This window comes from Neobacillus rhizophilus (genome assembly GCF_018343535.1).
In the GTDB taxonomy this organism is placed as follows: domain Bacteria; phylum Bacillota; class Bacilli; order Bacillales; family Cytobacillaceae; genus Neobacillus; species Neobacillus rhizophilus.
The window spans coordinates 255,567-279,823 of sequence record NZ_JAGYPF010000001.1; the positions used below are offsets into that span (position 1 = coordinate 255,567).

At 40.9% G+C, this 24,257-nt stretch carries 20 protein-coding genes and 1 pseudogene; 17 read left to right on the forward strand and 4 right to left on the reverse strand.

Annotation, left to right across the window (positions count from 1 at the left end):
* Nucleotides 1-29: 29 nt before the first annotated feature.
* The 4 genes from KHA99_RS01200 to KHA99_RS01215 all read left to right on the forward strand — a co-directional run bounded on the left by KHA99_RS01200 (nucleotide 30) and on the right by KHA99_RS01215 (nucleotide 3,649).
* Complete coding sequence (locus tag KHA99_RS01200) at nucleotides 30-683, forward strand: alpha/beta hydrolase (RefSeq protein WP_307851962.1); 654 nt, start codon at nucleotides 30-32, stop codon at nucleotides 681-683.
* 24 nt (nucleotides 684-707) lie between these two features.
* Nucleotides 708-1,139, forward strand: coding sequence for a DoxX family protein (locus KHA99_RS01205; protein ID WP_213115610.1), 432 nt, complete (start codon nucleotides 708-710; stop codon nucleotides 1,137-1,139).
* A 17-nt stretch (nucleotides 1,140-1,156) separates the two neighbouring features.
* Complete coding sequence (locus KHA99_RS01210; protein WP_213115611.1) at nucleotides 1,157-1,933, forward strand: dioxygenase family protein; 777 nt, start codon at nucleotides 1,157-1,159, stop codon at nucleotides 1,931-1,933.
* 126 nt (nucleotides 1,934-2,059) lie between these two features.
* Nucleotides 2,060-3,649 (forward strand): amidohydrolase, encoded by a 1,590-nt coding sequence (locus KHA99_RS01215; protein ID WP_213115612.1) that lies wholly within the window; start codon nucleotides 2,060-2,062, stop codon nucleotides 3,647-3,649.
* A gap of 54 nt (nucleotides 3,650-3,703) precedes the next feature.
* Here the strand turns inward: KHA99_RS01215 and KHA99_RS01220 are convergent, their stop codons facing one another.
* Nucleotides 3,704-4,072 (reverse strand): hypothetical protein, encoded by a 369-nt coding sequence (locus tag KHA99_RS01220; RefSeq protein WP_213115613.1) that lies wholly within the window; start codon nucleotides 4,070-4,072, stop codon nucleotides 3,704-3,706.
* A 196-nt stretch (nucleotides 4,073-4,268) separates the two neighbouring features.
* On the opposite strand from KHA99_RS01220, the gene KHA99_RS01225 reads away from it, so the two are divergent.
* From KHA99_RS01225 to KHA99_RS01270, 10 genes are all read left to right on the forward strand, one after another.
* Entirely contained in the window at nucleotides 4,269-5,369 is a 1,101-nt protein-coding gene (locus tag KHA99_RS01225) for a metallophosphoesterase (protein WP_213115614.1), read from the forward strand.
* 144 nt (nucleotides 5,370-5,513) lie between these two features.
* Nucleotides 5,514-5,996, forward strand: coding sequence for a hypothetical protein (locus KHA99_RS01230; protein ID WP_213115615.1), 483 nt, complete (start codon nucleotides 5,514-5,516; stop codon nucleotides 5,994-5,996).
* Nucleotides 5,986-7,146 (forward strand): LuxR C-terminal-related transcriptional regulator, encoded by a 1,161-nt coding sequence (locus KHA99_RS01235; protein WP_213115616.1) that lies wholly within the window; start codon nucleotides 5,986-5,988, stop codon nucleotides 7,144-7,146. The genes KHA99_RS01230 and KHA99_RS01235 overlap by 11 nt, the downstream gene beginning before the upstream one ends.
* Nucleotides 7,147-7,227: 81 nt before the next feature.
* A complete protein-coding gene (locus tag KHA99_RS01240; protein WP_213115617.1) occupies nucleotides 7,228-7,683 on the forward strand; it encodes a DUF2269 family protein in 456 nt (151 codons plus the stop codon).
* Nucleotides 7,684-7,696: 13 nt separating this feature from the next.
* Nucleotides 7,697-8,503: an arylamine N-acetyltransferase gene (locus KHA99_RS01245; protein ID WP_213115618.1), complete on the forward strand. Its 807-nt coding sequence runs from the start codon at nucleotides 7,697-7,699 to the stop codon at nucleotides 8,501-8,503.
* 146 nt (nucleotides 8,504-8,649) lie between these two features.
* Nucleotides 8,650-10,140, forward strand: a complete 1,491-nt coding sequence (locus tag KHA99_RS01250) for a long-chain-fatty-acid--CoA ligase (RefSeq protein ID WP_213115619.1) — start codon at nucleotides 8,650-8,652, stop codon at nucleotides 10,138-10,140.
* 96 nt (nucleotides 10,141-10,236) lie between these two features.
* Nucleotides 10,237-11,289 carry a zinc-dependent alcohol dehydrogenase family protein gene (locus KHA99_RS01255; protein ID WP_213115620.1) on the forward strand — a complete coding sequence of 351 codons (1,053 nt, stop codon included), beginning with the start codon at nucleotides 10,237-10,239 and terminating at the stop codon, nucleotides 11,287-11,289.
* 128 nt (nucleotides 11,290-11,417) lie between these two features.
* Entirely contained in the window at nucleotides 11,418-12,569 is a 1,152-nt protein-coding gene (locus KHA99_RS01260; RefSeq protein WP_213115621.1) for an iron-containing alcohol dehydrogenase, read from the forward strand.
* 13 nt (nucleotides 12,570-12,582) lie between these two features.
* A complete protein-coding gene (locus KHA99_RS01265) occupies nucleotides 12,583-12,984 on the forward strand; it encodes an acyl-CoA thioesterase (protein ID WP_213115622.1) in 402 nt (133 codons plus the stop codon).
* A 15-nt stretch (nucleotides 12,985-12,999) separates the two neighbouring features.
* A complete protein-coding gene (locus KHA99_RS01270; RefSeq protein WP_213115623.1) occupies nucleotides 13,000-14,604 on the forward strand; it encodes an FAD-binding oxidoreductase in 1,605 nt (534 codons plus the stop codon).
* Nucleotides 14,605-15,105: 501 nt separating this feature from the next.
* Here KHA99_RS01270 and KHA99_RS01275 read toward each other — a convergent pair.
* Nucleotides 15,106-16,269, reverse strand: coding sequence for a glycosyl hydrolase family 18 protein (locus tag KHA99_RS01275; protein WP_213115624.1), 1,164 nt, complete (start codon nucleotides 16,267-16,269; stop codon nucleotides 15,106-15,108).
* A gap of 184 nt (nucleotides 16,270-16,453) precedes the next feature.
* On the opposite strand from KHA99_RS01275, the gene KHA99_RS01280 reads away from it, so the two are divergent.
* Nucleotides 16,454-17,662 carry a CapA family protein gene (locus KHA99_RS01280; RefSeq protein WP_213115625.1) on the forward strand — a complete coding sequence of 403 codons (1,209 nt, stop codon included), beginning with the start codon at nucleotides 16,454-16,456 and terminating at the stop codon, nucleotides 17,660-17,662.
* Between the two features lie 62 nt (nucleotides 17,663-17,724).
* Here the strand turns inward: KHA99_RS01280 and KHA99_RS01285 are convergent, their stop codons facing one another.
* Nucleotides 17,725-19,155, reverse strand: a complete 1,431-nt coding sequence (locus KHA99_RS01285) for an alpha/beta hydrolase (protein ID WP_213115626.1) — start codon at nucleotides 19,153-19,155, stop codon at nucleotides 17,725-17,727.
* A gap of 313 nt (nucleotides 19,156-19,468) precedes the next feature.
* Between KHA99_RS01285 and KHA99_RS01290 the strand changes: the two genes are divergently transcribed.
* Both KHA99_RS01290 and KHA99_RS01295 read left to right on the forward strand, forming a co-directional pair.
* Nucleotides 19,469-20,041 carry a TetR/AcrR family transcriptional regulator gene (locus KHA99_RS01290; RefSeq protein ID WP_213115627.1) on the forward strand — a complete coding sequence of 191 codons (573 nt, stop codon included), beginning with the start codon at nucleotides 19,469-19,471 and terminating at the stop codon, nucleotides 20,039-20,041.
* 24 nt (nucleotides 20,042-20,065) lie between these two features.
* Nucleotides 20,066-22,762, forward strand: a pseudogene (locus tag KHA99_RS01295) (cytochrome P450); the annotation flags it as partial.
* 76 nt (nucleotides 22,763-22,838) lie between these two features.
* Here KHA99_RS01295 and KHA99_RS01300 read toward each other — a convergent pair.
* Entirely contained in the window at nucleotides 22,839-24,254 is a 1,416-nt protein-coding gene (locus KHA99_RS01300) for an aldehyde dehydrogenase (RefSeq protein ID WP_213115629.1), read from the reverse strand.
* Nucleotides 24,255-24,257 lie beyond the last annotated feature (3 nt).

A 24,257-nucleotide genomic window follows, 5' to 3' on the forward strand; every position in this document is an offset into this window, starting at 1 on the left:
GATATCAATAATTTATTTTTATAGAAAGGGTGATAGCATTGAAATCATCATTGACTTACTCACTTCTTAAGCCTGAGCAAGTTGATCCCGATAAATCCTATCCTGCCTTATTTTTGATGCATGGAATGGGCAGTAATGAACAAGATTTACTGCCATTGGTTGCCGGTTTGGAAGAGAAATTTTTCATTTTTAGTATCCGTGGTCCGCTAGTGCAGCCACCTGGCTTCGCGTTTTTTACGATTGAAGGCTTTGGAAAACCGCACCGCCATGTTTTTGATGAGACAGTAGGGATGATCTCCAATTTTATTGATGATGTTTTGGCGGAATATCCGGTAGATCCAAATCAACTCTATTTGGCCGGTTTTAGTCAGGGAGCAATTCTTTCGATGTCCCTCGCAATTAAACTGGGTAACCGTATTAAAGGCATTGCCGCTTTAAGTGGGTACATTCCTGGATTTGTGAAAGAAGAATATGAAAAGAACCCGGTAGAGGAACTATCGCTTTTTATTTCCCACGGTGAATTCGACCAGATTCTTCCATACCAATGGGGTGTTGAAAACGATGAATACTTTAGAAGTCTGGGTGCAAAAGTTGCTTTCCATTCGTATCCAGCAGGACATACTGTTTCATTAAAGAATCAACAAGACTTTACACAATGGTTAATCAACAAACTAGAAAAATAAAAAAATAATAGGAGAGATGAGAAAATGTTGAAAAAATATGAAGTAAGTACATTGATCTTACGTATAGTTTTAGGTGTGACGTTCTTTATCCATGGATTTGTTAAATTTCAAGGCGGAATCGAAAATATTGCAGGTTGGTTTGCAAGTATCGGGCTGCCAGGTTTCATGGCCTATGCGGTTGGTCTTATTGAAATAGTTGGGGGTATCGCCTTAATTGTCGGATTTGGAAGCAGAATCGTTTCCGCATTATTTGTATTGTTAATGGCTGGTGCCATTTTTAAAGTAAAATTAGCAGGTGGCTTTTTGGGAAATGGTCAAGGTGCCGGTTATGAATTAGAACTTGCTTTTCTGGCCATGGCTTTATTAATTGCCATCAATAACAGCAAGTTGTTCGCTCTCGACCAACTATTATTCAATAAAGAAAAGAAAGACAATAATATTAGTAAAGCGGCTTAATTAAAGGAGGAATAATAATGCTTCCATCATTATTTATCGCACATGGCGCGCCATTATTGGCGATTGAAAACAATGAATACACACAGTTTTTAAATCAATTAGGAAAAAATCTTCCTCGTCCAAAGGCAATTGTTATTTTTTCAGCACATTGGGAGTCCAGAGTTCAAAAGGTAAGCGATGTTGAACAATATAGTACCATTTATGATTTTGGAGGTTTTCCTCCTGAATTATATACCATTCAATATCCTGCACAGGGAAATCATGAACTTTCGCAAGAAATAGAGAATTTGTTCAACGAGAATGAGGTTCCGTTTGAAACCGAAATGCAGCGGGGCCTGGATCACGGTTCTTGGGTTGTTCTTAGGATGCTTTATCCAAACGCAGATATCCCAGTTATTGCAATGTCGGTAAATCCTATTTTGTCGCCTGAGGAACAGTATAAAATCGGCAAAACTTTATCCGGCCTAAGAGAAAAAGATATCTTAATCATTGCCAGCGGGGGAACATCGCATAACTTAAGAGCCGTCAATTGGGCCGATAGCGGAGTGGACCAATGGGCGCTCGAATTTGAAGACTGGCTTGCCTACCATCTGAACCATTGGGACCTAGACTCATTATTCCAATATGATACCTTAGCTCCAAATGCGGAATATGCCGTTCCTCCATATGGAAGAGAACACTTTATCCCGCTGTTTTACGCGATGGGTGCCGCCGACAATGCGAAAAAAGCAGCCTTGCTGCACCGCAGCTTCCGATATGGAAACTTGACACATAGTGTTTGGCAATTTGGATAATTATTTATAGATTCAAATACATTTAACAAGCCGACAGTGAAATGACTATACATTTAGTCCATTGCACTGTCGGCTTTGGTATTATATAGAAAGGTATACATATCAGTTTTTTGGAGGAGTGTCTGTATGGCGAAGACAATTTTCACGAACGGAAAAATCTATACGCTGGATGAACTTCAGCCCTTGGCAGAGGCAGTTGTAGTGGAGAATGGAAGAATTGTTGATTTAGGTACTCATGCTGAAATGACTCTTCAATGGGGAAGAGATGGGTCTCGTGTTGTTGATTTGCAAGGAAGGACGGTTACTCCCGGACTGATTGACAGTCATCTGCATCTTTCTGGCGTGGCCTTTAATTTCTTAGACCTTGATTTAACAGGGGTCAAATCGAAAAAGGAAATGCTCGATAAATTGCGTTCAAAATCTGACAGCATTCCACCCGGAAAATGGCTGGTCGGAATGGGCTGGGATGAGAATTTGTTTACCGATGGCGGAATTCCGACTATAGAAGAGCTGGATTATGCTGCACCGCATTGTCCAATTTATTTAAAACGAATTTGCCACCACGCCTTTTTAGTAAACAGTAAGGCTCTTAAAGTGTCTGGTTACCACCCTGCCATTGAGGTTCCTGTCGGGGGAACGGTTGTATTAGACCCTATTACGGAAAAACCAACAGGAATGATTTTGGAATCAGCATCTAAACTATTTACCAATCATATTCCGGAGAAAAGCTATGAAGAGTTAAAAAGCGGTTTAGAGAAGGCAATGAATTATGCTGTAAAAAAAGGGTTAACAAGTGTCCACACGAATGACCCAGCCTTTTTTGGCGGATTAGAGCAAACCTATAGAATGTATGATGAATTAAATAATCAGGAAGGTAAAGCCTTACGCTGCAATCTTTTGATCGATTATCCTTATCTTCAAGCATTGAAGGATAGAGGAATGTATGCCGGTTACGGGAATGAGAAATTGCAAATCGGCTCTATCAAAATATTCGCTGACGGCGCGTTTGGCAGAAGAACGGCTCTATTATCTGAGCCATATCATGATCAACCTGGTGCGTATGGGGATGCAATGCTTAGCCAAGAAAAACTATATGAGATCGTGAAAAACGTTAGGGAACATGGCATGCCAATTGCCGTACATACTATTGGTGATCAAGCATTGGAAAATGTTCTGGATGTGCTTGAGCAATTCCCGGCGGTCGAGTATCGTGACCGGATTATCCATGTTTCTTTGGTAAGGCCGGATTTGATTAAGAGGTTGGCAGTGCCAAGCCGAATTGCTGATATTCAACCAAGATTTGTGGTCGGAGATTATCCATGGATTAAGGAAAGATTAGGGGAGAAGCGGGAGCAGTATTTGTATGCTTGGAAATCGTTGCTTGCGGCAGGTGTCATTTGTGCGGGTGGTTCTGATGCCCCAGTTGAACCTGTGGACCCTTTATTAGGTATTCATTCAGCAATAACTCGGAGAGCCCCATGGGATTCCCATGAAGGTTGGAATGCCGGAGAAAAGCTATCTATACAGGAAGCTATTAGATTGTTTACAGTTGGTGGTGCCTACGCTACCAACGAAGAAACTTTAAAAGGAACAATTTCTAGAGGAAAGCTGGCGGATATGACAGTTTATTCGAAAAATCTATTCGAACTTGAAGACCCTGATGAACTGCTGCAAACTTCGGTTGAAATGACGATTATTGATGGAGAAATACAATAAAATTAAATTAATTCCTTCCCAATAAATGAAATTGGGAAGGAATTATATAAACCCCTATTCATCTTTTGGTGCAGAGCCCATAAAGGATCCATCAAAGAAAGTTGCCATCATAATTGTGCCGTCTTGAGATATAAAAGGTACCCCTACAATTGTAATTCCATAAGAATTATGTACAAGTACTTCAGTGTTATTTATCCCTCTCCAGTTATCTCCATCCTTAATAATAGAAAGTTTTGTTTTTTTAAATTCCTGACTGCTGATTAAATTTGCAATTATTTTGTTTTTCTGTGCCCCGTAAATAGGAGTAACATCATGACAAGTACAATTTTCATCTTCCGCTGCTTTTACAGGATTACCGGGTGCAGCAAAAAGGGAAAGAGCAATAAATCCACCACAAATAACGGTCAACATTTTTTTCTTCATACTTTTTTCCTCCTTTAATTAAACTCTGTACTATCATTCTATTTATTTCGACAATCTCCTTCAAAATACCCGGTAATATTTTTGAAAAACACCAAAATATATGCCGAAATTGTGTCTGTTGCCCTAAAAGTTGTCAATTTATCCTAAATAAGGTCTAATAGAATTAGTATTTTCGTATGGTAAAGGGGAATCATGTGTGGGGTTTTTTGCAGGTGTTTTAGTAATCTATAATTTACTTTTGTTCTATATCGGCTGGAATGGCTGGAAATGGATGAAAACATTTATTATCGGAAAAAATCGGGCAAGGTTTATCTACTGGCTGATCCTCGTTTTTGTTGCCTATACCTTTGTCTACGCCAGGTTTTTGGATGACAGTGCCATCTTTACATGGCTTGGCGGGATTTGGCTGGGGATTTTTTATTATTCGGTTTTGCTGCTTCCATTTGTGAATCTTTTTGTATTTTTAACACGGTTTACCTGTATTCAAAAAGAAAAGGTTGTAAAATGGTCCGGTTTTACCACTGTATTGATTATTTCCGGATTATTTGCAGTAGGCTTATACAATGCCTTTACTCCTGTCGTAAGAACCTATGAAATAAACATTCCGAAGCATGTGGAAGCGGTAAAAAGTCTTAACATTGTCATGGCATCCGACATGCATTTTAGTGAGATGTCGGGGGCGAACCACGCTAAAAATCTTGTTAAACACATCAATGCCTTGAAACCTGACCTTGTGCTCTTTCCGGGGGATATTATTGATGATGATGTGGATCCTTTTCTCGATAAAGGAATTCCAGATATTTTGAAAAAGATAAAAGCACCGGTTTATGCCTCTATGGGGAATCATGACCGGGAGGACCCTGGGATTGATCTGATTAAAATTTTTAATAACAGCGGTATGAGGTTAATGGCAGATGAAGTAATTGTTTTAGATAATGGGATTACCTTGGTTGGCAGGAAAGACCGCGGTTATCAGGATGTGGTTAGGATGAAGCTTTCCGATTTAATGAAACAGGTGGATTTATCAAAACCGGTTATTCTCCTTGACCACCAGCCGTATGATTTGGATGTTGCCGAAAATAATGGAGTAGACCTGATGGTGTCTGGACATACTCACCGCGGACAATTGTTTCCGGCTAATTTGATAACAAATAAGATTTATGAAAATGATTGGGGCTATCTAAAAAAAGGACAGCTACATTCGATAGTCACGTCGGGATATGGTTTCTGGGGAACGCCCTTAAGAATTGGTACTCAGTCTGAAATTGTTCAACTAAAATTGAAGTTTATAAAATAGCGGAGAACCAAATTGGTATTTTTCAAATAAATCCCAATTTGGTTCTTTTTCTATTTATTATCGGGCAGGAATTTTTCATTAGAATAAAGAAAATATTGTTGGAGCCAGATTGGTGTTCTTAGGATGGTTGATTTGGAGGGTTTTATGATTTTAGACGATTCGGTTGTTCATTTTTTAAGAAAAACAGAACCGCTTTATATACATCTTGCTGTCGCCAATTCTGAAGGGCGTTCCTATTCCGTCGGGGGTTTTGGTGTGCAAACAAATGAAGGGAAGGACCAGCTTAAAATTTTCATACTTAAATCACAAGCAAAGAAGGTTTTATCTTTTATTCATTCAGGTTCTGGGAGAATTTCGAGCTTATTAACGGATGGTTTTACGAATGAATCCTATCAAATAAAAGGGAGTTATATAGAATCAAAATTGTGTACTGAGGAGGATAATGAATTCTTATCACGGTATCGGAAAGGCAGCCTAAAGCTTTTTCCAAAAATGTACGACAAATTTCCATTGTCAGCTACGATTTGTGATTCCTTATCGTATTATGTAGAACAAGTTTATGTCCAAACACCCGGTCCTTATGCCGGGAGTAGGTATGAAAAAGGAGTGGACACCCATGATACCTGAGGAAATGCATCCGGCCTTAATGGGAGTAGTACCAGCAACCATAATTACTAGCAATAAGGATGGAGTACCCAATATTACAAATATCGCCAGGATATGGTTTGTTGATTCTCATCATGTTGCCATCGCCAACCATATGTTAAACAAGAGCATTCAAAATTTGCGCCACAATCGATTTGCCTTTATTCGGACAATGGATACTAATACATTTACCACATGGGAACTGGATGTAGAATACGAGGGTTCAAATTTGGACGGAGCAATTTTCACGGAAATGAAGAAGCAATATGAGGTTCTCTCGATGATGCTGGAGTCTGGCATACCTATCACTGTAAAAAGTGCTGAGGTATTCCAGGTACTGTCAGTCCGTAGTTGTGACGAAGAAAATAGTCATTTGATTTCTAATACCGATTTATATAATCCCTTATTGGAACAATTAGAGAAAAAATTAGGCTGGGATTCCTCGGGAGTATGGATAGAGGATGAAAATTCTGATGAACTACATCTTGTTACAATACGCGGAATGGAGGAGGAAATAGCAGCTACAGTTCTGAAACGGGTTGCGCAGTTGTCTCTTCAGCAAAAAAAGCCATTACGGATTTTAAATATCAGATCGCAGTTTCAATATGCAGTTACCACCTTTCTTCGCCTTCAGGATGGTCAAGAAAATTTCACCGGCCAAGACTATAGGAAAATCCACCAACATTTTATCTCCCTCCCACTTATAGGGGAACACGGGGAAGTCATTGCCGTCATTGCTTGTCAAAGCAATGATTCTGATAAATTTCGTAGGTTTGAAGAAGAGGTATTGGAGAGCTTTTCGAGAGGATTGGCAAAGTTAATTGAAAAAAGCAGCGGAATTAATGACGAAAACGAACGTCTGAAGATAATGGAACAGGAGCTTGAACATGTCCTGTTTAAGGTCTCAAAACAGACTTCTGAGGTGAAAATTCCTTTAAGTCCAAGGGAAATCCAGGTTGCGATACAGGTCGCAAAAGGACTTTCGAATGACCAAATCGCACAAAATTTGTTCATAAGTAAGCGGACGGTCACCACCCATTTGAAAAGGATTTATCAAAAATTAGAGATAGGCTCCCGCGCTGCCTTGACAAAGTATGTTCATGAAAATGGCCTGACAGAATCATCCACTTAAAATTACGTATTTTAACCGATATTTTTCAATTGGCAAACCACTTATGATAAGTTCAAGACTTATGAATAGGTGGTGTTTTTTATGGAATGGATTGTTTTATTACATGTTGTATCGGCAGTTGTCGGGCTTGGCCCTGCTTATGCCTTTCCTTTGATTTTAAGGAAGGAAAAATCACTGGAGGAAGTAAAAAGGATGGCGGACTTGGTGACAAGATTAGAGATCCTTCCAAAAATCTTTGGCGGATTAACGTTGTTAACCGGGATATTATTGGTCTGGCTTGGCAATTACGGCACGTTTTTTACTTTATGGATTGCGGCCGTGCTCATCTTGTTTATTTTAGCGGAAGTGGTCATCATTGGATTTCTGACTCCTGCGGCTAAAAAGCTTGCTATGACTCTAACCCAATTAACCGAACAGGGCAAATCCGAAACAAATCCAATAACTCTAGACCTTCTTTCAAAAGTGCGAAACTACCATATCGCCTCATGTGTGATTGTATTGGTGATTATTGCTCTGATGGTCTTAAAACCGGTATAAGGAGAGGAGAAAATTGGATCAATGGACGAAAAAGTATTTATCAATATTAAACGTTGAGGCAGCTGCACCAAACTATGAATTTTTGCAGCGCTTAGTAGAGGCTCATTTACATCGTTTACCATTTGAAGTATGCAGTAAATATTATTATTTCTCCACTAAGAAAGACAATGAGCTCATTCCCTCCAAGGAAAAGTTTTTGGATAACTTTCTTGAACGAGGCTTTGGAGGAAATTGTTATATTTTAAATATTCATTTCGGGGAACTGCTACAATCTCTGGGATTCGAAGCAAAATTTGTCCGTGCTAGAGGCGGAAATAACCATTTAGCATTGATGGTGACAATCGAGGGTAAATCCTATTATTCAGATGTCGGGTACATGGCCCCGTTGTTCGAACCGCTATTAATTGAGAAGGAGCCCTATTTGATTCGCTGCGGCGAAGAAATTATCATAAAAAAAGAAAAAGAGCTTGAATATCTGATTGATAGGAGAACTGGCGGGAAAAGTTTTGTCGTCAAAACAATAGAATGGGTTCCAGTACAGCTTGAGAGTTTTAAAGAAGATATTTTCCATTCCCATCGGGATGAGGGGGAAAACCCATTTATGCGCAGGATTGTAGCGACCATCTTTAAGGAACGGGTTAGCTATGCAGTCGTGAATTCGAAACTAATCATCAAATCGGACCAGCATATCCAAGTCCAGAACTTCGAAGATAAGGACGAATGGCTCAACATGATGCAATCAACCTTTAACCTACACAAACAAGACCTTGAATTTGCGCTAAATTTCCTAAAAGAACGTAATGTCTTGAGTTTTAATTAAAAATATATATTATACCGAAGAGTCAAGCGATATGAAAAAATTACCATATTGCTTGACACTTTTCTTTTTCATAGATTAATATGTAAGCGCATACACTTTTTCTATATGCCTATTTTTCTGAACAATAGAATAAGGAGGGGACATTGTTGAATATTAGTGAAGTTTTGTTTCAAACGGCAAAAGAAATGCCCAATCATGCTGCTATTGTATTTCGGAACGAGAAAATTACCTATCATGAGTTATCTGATAAGGTGAAGGAAAAAGCGGCAGGACTTCGAAAGTATGGAATTACAAACGGTTCTCATGTCGGTCTGATGATGGCCAATAAGCCGGAATATGTAATTGCCTATTTTTCCTTGCTAGCAATTGGTGCCACTGTGATTCCTCTTAATCCTACCTTCAAAGAAAATGAAATAACCTATATTCTAAATGATTCCGATGCTGTTGCCCTTATAGTTGATGAAATTGGCCTTGGTGAAGTTCAAAAGGCCCACAAGTCTCTCTCATCAGTAAGATCTATCTTCACTTTAACCAAAACAGAAGCCTATGTCGCGTGGGAAGAAGTCTCTGGTGAACCCGCAAATTTCTTTATCGAACAAAAAAATCCATATGATAATGCCCAAATAATCTATACTTCAGGAACAACTGGCAAGCCGAAAGGGGCATTGATTACACACGGAAATCTGGGTTGGATGTCGGAAACGAGTGCTGACCTTTTGGAGCTAACAAAGGAAGACCGGGTTCTTGTCGTTCTCCCATTATTTCATGCGTATGCAAAGCTGCAGGGCTTACTTATCTGTTTGTTAAGAGGGGCTACGATCTACTTGGAAGAACGCTTTATTCCAGATGTTATCCTACAGAAGCTTGCCGACAACCATATTTCCATTTTTCTCGGTGTTCCTACCATGTACACGAAGTTTATCCATTCGCCAAAAATAAAAGAATTAGATTTTTCCAGCCTCAGACTTGCAGGTTCAGGCGGAGCCAGTCTCCCAGTTGAAATTCTAGAAAAAGTGGAGGAGGAAATGGGTGTACAAATCGGCGAAGGCTATGGCCAGACCGAAAGCACTGTCATGATTAGCTGTTTCCCTAGCGATATTGAAAAGGTTCCAGGGTCAGTCGGGGTGCCCGTTCCTGGTATCGAGCTGCAAATAGTCGACCCGAATGGCAGGGAAGTCCCTGTTAACGAAGTAGGGGAAATTATTTTTAAAGGGCCAAACGGCATGAAAGGCTATTATAAAAAAGAAGAAGCAACGAACGAGACGATAAAAGACGGCTGGGTCTATACCGGAGACCTAGGGAGGAGGGATGAGCGAGGATACCTTTATATTGTTGACCGCAAAAAGGACATGATTATCCGCGGCGGCTACAATGTCTATCCACGAGAAATAGAGGAGGTACTTTATACTCACCCAAATATAGTAGAGTGCGCAGTAGTTGGCGAATCTGACCCTGTTTTTGGAGAAGAAGTAGCCGCTTATGTTGTGACGAAATCGGAAATCACACCAGATGAGATCGCAAGTTTCTGTAAACAACAGCTGGCTTATTACAAGATTCCTAGAAAAATATATTTTATGAAAGAACTGCCGAAAACAACAACTGGAAAGATTCTGAAAACACCGTTAAAAAAGAAATAAATCTTCAATAGTTTGTTCTTTTTTTGTTAGGACATAGAATATCTTTTAAGGTAATTATTTGAAATTAATAGGTGAAAAGTTTGGGAGGGAATCTATTTGAGAGCTGCACAAATTATTGAGCAAAGACAGCCATTAAGAATCGGAAATGTAGTTGATCCAACACCTGGTCCACATGATGTGATTGTCAAGGTAGAGGCAAGCGGCGTGTGCCGGAGTGACTGGCATGCGTGGATGGGAGATTGGGCATGGCTTGGTCTAAGTCCAGTGCTGCCAATTATACCAGGCCACGAATTTGGCGGAGTTGTCGAAGCCGTCGGAAAAGAAGTAAAAAACTTCAGACCAGGCGACCGGGTGACGGCACCATTTCATGAAGGTTGTTCACACTGCCCAAGCTGTTTAGGCGGCCATTCTAACCGCTGTGATAATTTGCAAATTTTTGGATTTGCCCATGATGGAGCTTATGCGGAATATGTAAAAGTGCCTAAGGGAGATTTTAATTTAGTTCCACTTCCGGATGAAGTTGATACAGTTACTGCTGCTGCAATCGGCTGCCGTTACATGACGGGCTTCCATGGTGTGGTGCGTGCCAACTTGAAGCCAGGAAATTTTCTGGTGGTCCACGGGGCAGGCGGTGTAGGGTTGTCGTCCGTTCAGGTCGGAAATGCTATTGGCGCTCAAGTCATTGCGGTAGATGTGGATGATGCCAAGCTGGAAATGGCCCGAAAAGAAGGGGCTGTAGCGACGGTCAATGCACGCAGCGAGAATGTGGTGGCAGCTATAAAGGAAATTACTAGAGGGGGTGCCCATGCCTCTATCGAAGCACTGGGAATCCAGGAAACCATATTAAATTCCGTGCTTTGTTTAAGAAAGGGCGGCCGCCATGTCCAAATCGGCTTAACAACCCATAACGAACAAGGAATTGCCGGCCTTCCGATTGATGCAATCACAGCGATGGAATTAGAAATTGTCGGGAGCCTAGGGAATCCACGGTCGGAGTACGATGGATTATTGTCAATGATTGCTCAGGGAAAATTAAATCCACGTTCCCTCGTATCAAGGGAGATAGCTCTAGACCAAGTGAATGACGTCCTCAATGATATGACTAATTTTAAAACCTATGGCTTTAATGTCATTACAAAATTTAAATAAGCTTTGATTTCGAATAAATAGCCTGGTGTCCGCCGGGCTATTTATTATGTAAAAATCAGCAGGGATATTGCCTTCCTTGTTGAAATAGTTTAATAGGTACTGAAAATTTTAAAGGAGGGACAACGTAAATGATTTCAACCTTAAGATTCCCAAAACAATCATATACCGGCTGGGGCTCCATAGCGAAGCTTTTTGAAGAACTGGAGGATATGAAGCCTAGCCGTATTCTAGTAGTTACCGACCAAACCCTTGTTAAAATCGGATTGGTCCATCAATACTTATCTCCCCTAAATGAACAATATGATGTTAGCCTTTATACTGATGTTGAGCCGGAACCATCGCTCGCTTGTGCAGAGAGATTAGCGGCGTATGCTCGCGAAGGCGGGTTCGATTGTGTAATCGGTTTAGGTGGCGGTAGTGCATTAGACTTGGCAAAAATCGCTGCCGTCATATCGCAAAATGAGGGTGATACAGCAGATTATCTTAATCTCACTGGTACACGGAAGCTAAAAACGAGGGGAGTCCCAAAAATATTAATTCCCACAACATCTGGAACTGGCAGTGAGGTAACAGATATTGCCGTTGTTTCCCTTGAAGGGACCAAGGATGTCGTCACTCATGATTTCTTACTAGCTGATATTGCGATAGTTGATCCACAATTAACCCTGTCTGTTCCTAAAAGAATAACAGCGGCCACCGGAATTGATGCCTTAACACATGCTGTGGAAGCCTTTCTTTCTGTTAATGCAAACGAGGCAACAGATGCACTTGCTATTAAAGCTGTCGAATTAATCGGTGGCTCATTAATGAATGCAGTTGATAATGGAGAAGACAGGGAAGCAAGAACTGCGATGAGCTACGGCAGTTATCTTGCCGGACTGGCTTTTTTCAACGCAGGTGTCGCCGGTGTTCATGCCCTTGCCTATCCGCTCGGAAGCCAGTTCAAATTACCGCATGGAGAGTCCAACGCTGTGTTACTTCCGTATGTCATGAAAACGATTTCTCCAAGCTGCCGTAACAAACTGAATCGGGTATGCAACATATTAACCAATCACGGTGAGGAACGAACTGAAGATGAAATTTTAACGTTATTTTATAAACTGGTCGAAAGCGTCGGGCTTCCAACGACACTAAAAGAATATGGCATACCAGAATCCAGTCTTTCAAGCTTAACTGAAGATGCAATCAAACAAAAAAGACTCCTGGCCCGAAGCCCAAAACCTCTCGGCAAAGATGAAATCTATCAAATTTATCAAATGGCTTTTAACGGCTTAGATTAAAGGTGGTTTTCTCATGTATTTGACATTAATCGAACCAAGGGTTTCTGAAACGGACGGTGTCGGCCATATCAATAATACGACGATCCCAATTTGGCTGGAGGCAGGCCGAAACAAGCTTTTTAAATTATTCAACCCGGAGGATACCTTTCATGACTGGAAGATGATTATTTTAAAAACAAATGTAGAATACGTAGCACAAATTTATTTTGGTAAAGACGTAGAGGTAAAAACATGGGTGAAGAAAATCGGCAATTCCAGTTTGGAGCTATACGAGGAAATTCATCAAGAGGGCAGACTATGCGTTATTGGTACTGCAGTATATGTGAATTTTAACCTTCAAACGCAGAAATCCGAACCAATTCCTAATGATATCAGACAGGAATTGGAGCTTCATTTATATGAAAATATTAATTAATGAGGGGGAATTTAAGTGACACCTCGCAAAATGAAATTTTGGGGATGGGGCTATGAAGATGGCCTGTCCCCTCAGGTTCAGTATCAAGTGGAAGCAGCAATGGCAAAACGGTTTGGAGTAAGCGATTGGAAGAAGACGCCGCCGCCAGCTATCACTGAAATATCTCTCAAGCAGCCTCGCATACACATACCACAATCTCTTCAGCATCTATGTACTAATGATACCCACGAGCGCTTATCGCACACATATGGAAAATCCTACAGGGATGTCGTGAGGGCTTTTCGCCGTGATTTTACGAATGCTCCAGACATAGTGGCTTTTCCCCGTAATGACCATGAACTTATTAATATTCTAGACTGGTGTAACGAAATTCAGGCTGCTGTTATTATTTATGGCGGCGGAACAAGTGTAGTAGGAGGGGTTGAGCCTGAAATCGATGACCGATATTCGGGTTCAGTATCGATTGATATAAGGAATTTTAATCAAGTCCTTGAGGTTGACAAAATTTCGCGTGCTGCACGTATTCAGGCGGGGATTCGCGGGCCGGCTATTGAAAAGCAATTAAAGGAGCAGGATTTAACTCTCCGTTTCTTTCCACAGTCTTTCGAATTTTCCACGTTAGGAGGATGGATTGCTACCCGTGCAGGGGGCCATTTTGCCACCCTGCACACACATATCGATGATTTCGTGCAATCGCTACGTGTCATTACTCCAAAAGGCGTGGTTGAAACAAGAAGGCTGCCTGGTTCTGGTGCAGGACCAAGCCCTGACAGGATGTTTATTGGCTCTGAAGGTACGCTTGGAATAATCACTGAGGCCTGGGTCAGGCTTCAGGACCGTCCGGTTTATCGAACTGCAGCCTCGGTACGTTTCCCGGATTTTCAGTCCGGAGTGAAAGCCGTCCGGGTACTAAGCCAATCTGGTTTATATCCTTCCAATTGCCGTTTGCTTGATACAGGTGAGGCGCACGACTCTGGGGCAGGGGACGGACAAACAGCAGTACTCATCCTTGGCTTTGAGTCGCATGATCATCTTCTTGACGTTTGGATGATTAGGGCATTAGAATGCTGTAAGGAATTTGGCGGAGTATATGGGCAGGATGTTATCAAAACTAGAAGTGATTCATCCGCAAGCAGGGAAGGTGATGTGGGTACGTGGCGAAATGCGTTTATCCAAGCACCGTATCTAAGGGATGTCCTTGTCGGCTTAGGGATTATCGTGGAAACCTTCGAAACAGCGATAACATGGGACCGTTTTGAAGGATTTCATACTGGAGTAATGGAGGCCGCTCAAAAGGCGGTTAGAGAAATTTCCGGCCATAATGGATGGGTGACATGCCGAATCACACATGTCTACCCTGATGGACCGGCACCATATTACACCGTTAAAGCTCTTGGAAAGCCTGGCAGTGAACTGGAGCAGTGGGACGAAATCAAAGCGGCTGTATCTGAGGCCATCATTTCCCTCGGCGGCACGATTACCCACCATCACGCAGTTGGCCGTGACCACAGGCCATGGTATGACAAACAGCGTCCGGACCTCTTCGCCTCTGCACTAAAATCGGTAAAACGCACACTAGACCCTGGATATATTCTTAACCCGGGAGTGCTCATAGATTAAAGCTGTATAAAAGGCTCTTATGCTACTGAACCGATGTTTTTTTCAAGCGTTTGAGCTCATATAAAGGCTCTATGCTACCGAACCGATGACTTTTTCAAGCGTTTGAGCTCATATAAAGGCTCTATGCTACCGAACCGATGTTTTTTTCAAGCGTTTGAGCTCATATAAAGGCTCTATGCTACCGAACCGATGTTTTTTTCAAGCGTTTGAGCTCATATAAAGGCTCTATGCTACCGAACCGATGTCTTTTTCAAGCGTTTGAGCTCATATAAAGGTTCTATGCTACCGAACCGTTGATTTTTTCAAGCGTTTGAGCTCATATAAAGGCTCTATACTACCGAACCGATGTTTTTTTCAAGCGTTTGAGCTCATATAAAGGTTCTATGCTACCAAAGCGATGATTTTTTTAAGCAATCGAGGTCATATAAATTCTCTACACTAAAAAGGCCTGATCCCCTGCACTTATAAACAGCAGCGCAGCGGGGTCAGGCCCTTTCATCCTTAATTTCTTTTTACAGTGTAATATTTTATCGGATCCTTTTCGGATTCCTTCAGGACTTCTGAGATTGTGTTTGTGATGCTTTCCGGTCCTTGGGCATCAAGTCCGGTCTCCCACATCATCATTCCGCCCATGCCGTGGTCAAGGGCCAATCTCGTTTTTTTCTTCATTGTCTCTTCACCATTATAATAGTAGGTTGTACCGTTCATTTGGACTGTATCAGCTCCAGCATTGGCAGGATTTTGATTTAATATAGCTCCGAATGAAACCTGCTTGATTTTTGGATCCTCAGGCTGCGCATAAAGCGGAACTCCCAAAACCAATTTCTCTTTTGAAATATTATATTTATCAAAAAGTCCCGTCCAATAGCTTACGATTTTTTCAGTGAATGGGTAGGGAGATAAATTAGCAGCATGGTAGCCGTCATCCCATTGTCCGTCATAGGCCATGATGTTTACGTGGTCCACGTATTGAAACATTTCTGGCTCATATTTAACAAACCCAATTTCCGTTAATGTTACTGCATGAATCATTGAATATACTGCAATAGAAAGCTCTTTGTTTTTAGGGTGAAGCTGTTCGCTTAATTCTTTCGCGAACGCGGCCAGATTCTGAGCATCGTCGGCGGAACGAGGGTGTTCAAAATCGATATCGATCCCGTCCAAATTTTCTCTATCGGCAATTCCAGTTAGTTCATTTACTAGTCTTGTCCGCGACTCCGGATTTGAAATGGCCGTTTTGAAATATTCATACGATTCCCCACCTTTAATGTGATACCATCCACCAATGGCTAAAATTGCCTTCGTATTATGTTTTTTCGCATTTGCGACCATTGCTCGCAAGTTACCAAGCGCTGTATCTCCGTTTAGCAAAATTCCGCCATCCTTGGTCGGATGCACAAAAGAGAAGATTACATGGGATAACTTGTCATATTCGAACGTATTTGGGTCACGAAAATCTTGTACATATCCAATGAGAACTTTTGAGTGCGCTTTTTCCACTTCAGGGATTGCTTTTTCCTTTGGTTTTAAAGCGGATTTTGGTGATTGATCTATTTTTACTATTTTTGAATCATGATGATTTGCGGAAAAGAACAATCCGGCAGCAATTCCTCCAATAAAGGTAAATAAGATTACCAGTGCAAGGAGGATTTTTCGTTTATTCATGGCTGACTTCCTCCTATAAAAATATGACATTAAAAGTTTAACAGATAAGGAGGAAGGAGTGGATGGTAATATCTTGTAGAGTTATAAAATTCAGAAAATTCTTTATGCACAGCTCGAATTATAGTACAATTTGTAAATGTAAGTCATTTCCAAAGAAATAAATAAAAAGGGGCTATTGGGAGAAATGGAGAATAAGAACCACTTAAGCAGGACGAAATCAGCTAAACAACAGCGGTTCAAAAATTCATTACGTTTTACCCTGCTTGCAGTATTTATTTTAGCGGCCGGAGGTTTTGCTGCTGCGTTTTATATGAAGACGGATAAGGCTGTACTTTCGAGTTCCTCTGAAAAAGTTAATGATTCTAAGAAAGAAGAGAAGAGTGTGATAGAGGAGGAGCAGCCTGAACAATCTCAGGCTCAAATACAAACTCAGCCGAATGCAGAAACGACAATTAAAATAAGTGCAGCAGGCGATTTTACATTGGGGACAGATGAAACTTTTACATATCCAGATACTTTTGTTCATACAGCATCGGCAAATGGTTTGGCTTATTTTGTTCAAGGACTCGATAATATTTTTCTGGAGGACGATCTTACTACGGTCAATTTAGAAACGACGTTAACAAATTCAACACAAAAAGCGCAAAAAACGTTTCGCTTTAAAGGAGACCCCGGTTATGCAGAAATTTTAAAACTGGGCGGTATTGAGGCAGTTAACCTCGCCAACAATCATATCCATGATTACCTTCAGAAAGGATATGCAGACACGATTGAAGCTTTGAAGAACCAACAAATCGGCTACTTCGGCTATGAAAATCAATATATAACAACCGTCAAGGGCGTAAAAATCGGGGCTTTAGGCTATGAGGGCTGGCAGGATACACGTGAAGTAAGGAATAAGGTTTCACAAGGTATTAAACAACTGCGAGAGCAGGGGGCACAGATTGTTCTTGTTCATTTTCACTGGGGAGTGGAACGGCAATACGTTCCAACAGCCTCGCAAAAATCATTGGCCCACTTTGCAATCGATAGTGGTGCCGATTTGATTCTAGGACACCATCCACATGTCGTTCAGGGAATTGAAGAATATAACGGTAAATTTATTGTTTACAGTCTTGGGAATTTTATGTTTGGAGGAAACAGGAATCCATCTGATAAAGACACGTACGTTTTTCAACAGACATTTCATCTCGAAAATGGAGTGCTGACTGATAAAAAAGAAATCAATATTGTTCCATTTTCGATTTCTTCTGTTTCGTCGAAAAATAATTACCAGCCTACCAAGTTAAATGGTTCGGAGTTTGATAGAGTGAACAAGAAAATTATTGATGTTTCAAATAGAATCAATGGGACTGGGTGGATGGTTTATGATCAAGAGATTAATACAGAATAAGCAAATAAAATATATGATAATACGAAAGCAGAGAGTTGTGTCTCTCTGCTCTCATAAGTTTATTATTTAACATCCCATGGCGTTAGATCATATGGGCGTCTGACCGAAGTAAACTTTGAACCAAAGTTAATATCTGCAACAACTTTTGGATCAAGGATATTATCTCCGGCTGGTTTTTCCCCATTTTCTGCCCAATTCACCAAATCATCAAATGCATTAATTTGTTCCTGATTTGTAAATTCACAGTGTCCTATTCCACGAATTGCACGAGATACTAATAGGTCCTCCTTATTTTTTTCAGCCACTCTTTTCGCATAAATTTGTTCCATTGAGAAAGGAACATAAAGATCTCCCAATGTGTGTAACGTAACAGTTGGCACCTTTAGGTCTCCGTTTACCTTTGGAATGGCAGCCAAACCGTTATTATGACGGCCGTTTGGATCATTAGAAATTCTTAGGACACTTTCATTTAATGCCACTTCTTCAGGCGACAGTTCTGGATCATTATCTAACTGGTAAACAGAATCAGTATTGTTTATAACATTGCCTGTTGCTTCCCCGTATGCAGGGTTTGTTGGCATACGCTGAAGAAGGAAATCGTCAAACATTCTCTCATAAGCAATTTTAAATAACGGCCGATCTCCACCTGAGAGGTTTTCAGTAACCTTCTCTAATAATACCCCTTTGTCAGTTAATGATTTAAAAACAATAGACCCCGTAATTGGATCTTTAGTCAATCCATTCCCTAAAATTTCTCTTAAATGTGGAACATAATTAACAAAATAATTATCATCTGCCACAAACCTTTGTTGTTCTTTTGTTTTTCCATCTAACGCTTGAGCCACCAGCCCATAATCCGTAAAGAAGTCAAACAACTCCGAGTCTCCCAAAACTCCGCACATTGGCAAGGCTCCATCAACATCACCGTACTGCTCAGCATATACACCAGTAACATGACCACCCATAGAGTGGCCCAGAATATAAGTACGTTTAGGGTTACCGACCAATTTTCTAAACAAACCGTTTAAATCATGTGTATCCTTTACACCAGATTCAACATCATAACCATTTGTACTATAACTCGATGCGGCCCAAGCATATCCGCGCTCAAGAAGCTCTTTACGAACAGACGGTGCAGTTACAGTTAGAGCACTGCCAGTCCCACGATAACCATGGGCATACAATACCAGTTTGCCATTCCAATTCTTAGGAGCTTCTATCCAGTAACCGGCACCGTTATGTATGCCCTTAAACAGTTTTGTTGTTTCATACCCTTCTAAATGTGATAAAGAATTTAATTGTGTTTTATCCACATAAAAATTTTTCTTATTCTGCCCATTAGGAACAAAAAACTCTGGCGGTTTAATATTCAGTGAAGTGGATGAATCAGATGGTGAAGGTGAAGGCTGGTCTGCAAATGCTACGGAGCTGAGTACAGATAAAGAGAGAGTTGTAGCTAAAACGGATGCAAATCCTTTTTTTCTTTTTTTCATGAAACCACCCCTAGGTAATATAATATTGGGAATATTAGTTCTAATATTCAGCCACTTTGATTATAGGACAAGCATATTACTTCGTATATTGAAATATTTCTACACGAAATAACACCAAAAAACAGCAGGATACAGGTAATGATAAAAAAACAAAAATTGTGATAAGTGATGTCTTAAATTTGGTGAAAGAGGTAGAAAATTTACGCCATTTGATTCATTTGAAAAATAGGTATATTATCCCGTTACAGAAGATTCTGAATACTGTATATAATAGTTAGTAAGTATTCACTAACCAAAAGAGAGGGTGAAGAATTTGGGATTGCAATCGGATACAAAAAAGAAAATTATCCAGGAGGCACGCAAGCTCTTTGCCGAACGAGGATATAATGGCGCCACAACCGCCGAAATTGCCAGGCGTGTTGAAGTTTCAGAAGCTGCTCTTTATAAACATTTTTCAGGCAAAAAGGATATTTTTCTTGCCTGCATTACTCCGTCTGTTTTTGTGCCCCCCAAGATGAATTCTGATCATAATCCCGATCTGGTCAGGGACGTCATCAAAGCAAGGGTGGAAGTAATCCGAAGCAATTTGGACAGCTTCAACATCCTTTTTAGGGAATCGCCAAACCATCCAGAGCTGGCAAAGATGTTTATGGAGCAAATTTATATTCAGGACAAAAGTATGGAACAGCTTTTGCAAAAGATATCTAACGGAAATCTCACCCCAGTCCAATCCCTTCTATATGAGCTTGGCATCACTAGCGCTATTTGGTCCATACTCAACTTTGAAAAACTCCAGGAAGAAATCATCTCAGAAAAATTACCGCTCGATCATATGGAGGATGAAATTGCCGATGTTATTTTATACGGCCTATTAGGAAAAAAGTGACTTATAAGCAGAAAGGAGCTTTTTATGGAAAATTTTATGCGGATTCCGCAGCCAAAAACGTATGGCCTTTTAGGAAATATACCGTTGATCGATAAAGACGCACCGACGCTGTCATTTTGGAAAATCGCCGATGAATACGGTCCGATTTTTCGCTTTGAGGCTTTCGGATTTATCATGCATTTTGTTTCTAGTCATGAATTAATCGCTGAGGTCTGTGATGAATCCCGCTTTGACAAGAGTCTCTCCGGAGGGTTGTATTTTCTGCGTTCTTTGGGAGGAGATGGCCTATTTACAAGCAAAACAAAAGAGCCGAATTGGCAGAAAGCTCATAACATTCTTATGCCTGCCTTCAGCCAGCAAGCAATGAAAGGCTATCATACGATGATGGTTGACATCGCCTCGCAACTCGTACAAAAGTGGTCACGTTTGAATCCAAATGAGAGCATCGATATTCCCGATGATATGACCCGTCTGACCCTTGATACGATTGGTTTATGCGGATTTAACTATCGCTTTAACAGTTTCTATCGGGAAACCCACAATCCGTTTATCATCAGTATGATCCGGGCACTTGACGAGGCAATGCACCAAAGCACAAGGCTGCCTATCCAAAACCAGCTGATGGTAAGAACCAAGCGGCAGTTTGAACACGACATTAAATCAATGTTTTCTCTAGTAGATAAAATTATCGCTGAACGCAAAGAAGGCGGCGATCAAGGAGAAACTGATTTACTGGCACGAATGCTGAATGTCAAGGACCCGCTAACAGGAGAGAGGCTTGATGATGAAAATATTCGGTTCCAAATCATTACGTTCCTGATCGCAGGACATGAAACGACAAGTGGATTGCTTTCTTTTGCCATTTACTTACTTTTGAAGCATCCTGAAGTATTGAAGAAGGCATACAAGGAAGTTGACCAGGTTCTAGTCGATTCTATTCCTTCGTATCAGCAGGTACTCGACCTTAAGTACATTCGGATGATATTAAATGAAGCATTACGTCTTTATCCTACTGCGCCCCAATTTACTTTGTACGCAAAGGAGGATACGGTCATTGGCGGGAAATACCGGCTCAAAAAATACGATAATGTGTCCGTTATTATTCCAAAACTTCATCGCGATAAGGATGCATGGGGAGAGGATGCTGAAGCTTTTCGTCCGGAGCGGTTTGCAGATATTACTAAAATTCCCGCAGATGCCTATAAGCCGTTTGGTAACGGGCAGCGAGCGTGTATCGGGATGCAGTTCGCCCTCCATGAGGCAACAGTTGTATTGGGCATGATTCTCCAGCATTTTGACTTGATCGACCATATGAATTATCAATTAAAAATTAAGCAAACATTAACGCTGAAACCGGATAATTTTAAAATTCTTGTAAAATTACGGGAAAATAAAAGAATCGATACATTTGCTTTATCTACTGAAAAAGTGGCAGCCCCGAAAAATGACCAAGAAGCTCCAAAGTATTCACTTATTGGCGTGAATAATAGACCGCTGCTTGTTTTATATGGTTCCAATATGGGAACAGCAGAACGGGTTGCACATAAGCTTGCCGATATTGCCCGTTTGCATGGGGTAAGAAGCGAGGCTGCTCCCCTAAACGACAGGATTGGTAAGTTACCAACTGAAGGAGCCGTAATCATTGTCACATCCTCCTATAATGGGAAACCGCCGAGAAACGCACGCCAATTTGTTCAGTGGCTAGAACATCTGGAAACAGGTAGTTTAAAAGGTGTCCAGTACGCGGTATTTGGATGTGGAGATCACAACTGGGCGAACACCTACCAGGATGTGCCTCGTTTTATTGATGAACAACTTGCCCTTAAAGGAGCAGTCAGATTTTCAGAGCGGGGGGAAGGTGATGCAGGCGGTGACTTTGAAGAGCAATTGGAAGAATGGAAAAACCAGATGTGGCAGGATGCCTTTAAAACCTTCGGAATTCAAGTGGACAAAAGGACTGAAAAAGAGTCAAATACGATTTCCATACAGTTTGTCAATACTGTCATGGGTTCACCTTTGGCTGGAAAGTACGATTCCGTACAAGGTTCGATTGTAGAAAATCAGTTAGTGTTTAATAACGAAAATGAACCAACACGGCAAATTGTGATTTCCTTGCCAGAAGGGCAAACCTATCAGGAAGGTAACCAACTTGGGGTCTTTTCATGGAATAGCAAAGAAACCGTTCAGCAAATTCTTAACCGGTTTGGATTAAATGGGAAGGACCATGTGATTATTACCGCAAGCGGCCGTTCTGTTTCCCATCTTCCATTAGACCGCCCGGTAAGTCTAGTTGATCTTATAAGTCAAAGTGTGGAAGTGAACGAAGCGGCAACAAGGACGCAAATTCGTGAACTAGCTGCCTATACGGTTTGCCCTCCGCATAAGCGGGAATTAGAAGCGTTATTAGCGGATGGGGTCTATGAAGAACTTGTTTTGAAAAATAGAGTTTCGATGCTTGACTTGCTTGAAAAATATGAAGCATGTGAAATGCCATTCGAACGTTTCTTAGAGCTATTGCCTTCACTTAAACCAAGTTTTTTTTCGATAACAAGCTCTCCAAAGGAAAGTCCGGATCGAGTAAGCATTTCTATAAGTGTTGACCAAGGGGATCCAGGACAGGATGAGGTTGATGAGCAAAAAGCGGCATATGCCTTCTTGGCGGATTCAAATCCAGGAGATCAAATCGTAATGTTTATTTTAAAATCTGAAGCAGACCATCAACAGATCGAAAACCAGCAATATAAAATAGGTTAAAAAGAAAGTCCCTGAATTCTTTTTGAGAATCAGGGACTTTCCTTTATTTTAAAAACATCCTCAACATCTTAAGCCCATTCTTAAAATTCGGATAGCGGAACGGGATGTCAAAAAGGGTGGTTTGCTTTAAGACACTTTTCTTATGGGAGAAGGTATCAAAGCTGCCTTTCCCGTGATAAGAGCCAATGCCGCTTGGTCCGACACCGCCGAAGGGCAGGTGAGGGGAGACAAAGTGATAGACAGTGTCATTCACACAGCCGCCGCCAAACGAAACACTATTTAGAACCGTTTGCTGGACCTGGTTATTTTCCGAAAAAATATAAAGGGCAAGCGGTTTCGGATGATTATGGATGCCATCGACCACTTCTGATAAATTGCTATATTCCATAACAGGAAGAATCGGGCCAAAAATCTCATCCTGCATAATTGGATCATCCCAGCTTATATTCGTTAAAACAGTCGGCTCAATCGCTAGGGTTTCCGAATTTGTTTTACCCCCAGAATATACTTGACCATTATCCAAAAAGCCCTCCAGCCGCTTGAAATGCCGCTCACTAACAATATGGGTGAAATCGGAATTACGTAACGGATTTTCTCCATATAATTCTTTAATCGTATTTTTAAACTCGCTTAGAAATTTGTCTTTGACATTTTTATGAACATAAAGATAATCGGGGGCAATACAGGTCTGGCCAGCATTCGTGAATTTGCCCCAGGCTACCCGTTTAGCAGCTACCTTAAGATTGGCATCATCATGGACGATGCAGGGGCTTTTGCCTCCAAGCTCTAACGTAACCGGAGTTAAATGTTTCGCCGCCGCCTTCATAATAATTTTCCCGACAGGTACACTTCCAGTAAAAAAGATATAATCAAATTTCTCTTCCAGGAGCGCTGTACTCGTTTCTACACCGCCTTCAACAACCGAAACATACTCTTCAGGGTAAAGACCATTGATAAGCTTCGCCAATACTTCAGACGTTTTTGGTGTTAATTCAGAAGGTTTCAAAACGGCACAATTTCCCGCCGCAATCGCTCCGATTAACGGAGCAATCGCCAGCTGAAATGGATAGTTCCATGGCGCAATAATTAATGCCACACCGTAGGGTTCTGAATAAATGTAACTCGTCGAACCAAAATGGGTCATAGGCGTTTTGACACTTTTTACTTTAACCCAAGAGCTCAAGTTTTTAATTGTAAAAGTCAACTCGGCAAGGACAAATCCGATTTCTGCCGCATACGCATCAAGCTCTGATTTATTTAAATCCTCTTTTAATGCTGCCATAATCTCTTGCTCATTTACCTTTATGGCATCCTTCAATTTTTTCAAGGCAGCCAATCGGAAGGAAATATTTTTTGTCTGTTCTTTACGGAAGAAAGCCTTTTGTTTATTAACTAGGAAACTGTAATTTTCTTTAGTACCGCCTTCATTTTCATTTAAAACGGGAGAGGAAATACTCATATT

What these genes read in the sequence shown, in the direction of transcription:
- KHA99_RS01205 (WP_213115610.1), top strand. Translation starts at nt 708, where the DNA reads ATGTTGAAAAAATATGAAGTAAGTACATTGATCTTACGTATAGTTTTA.
- KHA99_RS01275 (WP_213115624.1), bottom strand. Translation starts at nt 16,269, where the DNA reads ATGAATAAACGAAAAATCCTCCTTGCACTGGTAATCTTATTTACCTTT.
- KHA99_RS01265 (WP_213115622.1), top strand. Translation starts at nt 12,583, where the DNA reads ATGTATTTGACATTAATCGAACCAAGGGTTTCTGAAACGGACGGTGTC.
- KHA99_RS01230 (WP_213115615.1), top strand. Translation starts at nt 5,514, where the DNA reads ATGATTTTAGACGATTCGGTTGTTCATTTTTTAAGAAAAACAGAACCG.
- KHA99_RS01240 (WP_213115617.1), top strand. Translation starts at nt 7,228, where the DNA reads ATGGAATGGATTGTTTTATTACATGTTGTATCGGCAGTTGTCGGGCTT.
- KHA99_RS01235 (WP_213115616.1), top strand. Translation starts at nt 5,986, where the DNA reads ATGATACCTGAGGAAATGCATCCGGCCTTAATGGGAGTAGTACCAGCA.
- KHA99_RS01210 (WP_213115611.1), top strand. Translation starts at nt 1,157, where the DNA reads ATGCTTCCATCATTATTTATCGCACATGGCGCGCCATTATTGGCGATT.
- KHA99_RS01260 (WP_213115621.1), top strand. Translation starts at nt 11,418, where the DNA reads ATGATTTCAACCTTAAGATTCCCAAAACAATCATATACCGGCTGGGGC.
- KHA99_RS01220 (WP_213115613.1), bottom strand. Translation starts at nt 4,072, where the DNA reads ATGAAGAAAAAAATGTTGACCGTTATTTGTGGTGGATTTATTGCTCTT.
- KHA99_RS01280 (WP_213115625.1), top strand. Translation starts at nt 16,454, where the DNA reads ATGGAGAATAAGAACCACTTAAGCAGGACGAAATCAGCTAAACAACAG.
- KHA99_RS01285 (WP_213115626.1), bottom strand. Translation starts at nt 19,155, where the DNA reads ATGAAAAAAAGAAAAAAAGGATTTGCATCCGTTTTAGCTACAACTCTC.
- KHA99_RS01215 (WP_213115612.1), top strand. Translation starts at nt 2,060, where the DNA reads ATGGCGAAGACAATTTTCACGAACGGAAAAATCTATACGCTGGATGAA.
- KHA99_RS01300 (WP_213115629.1), bottom strand. Translation starts at nt 24,254, where the DNA reads ATGAGTATTTCCTCTCCCGTTTTAAATGAAAATGAAGGCGGTACTAAA.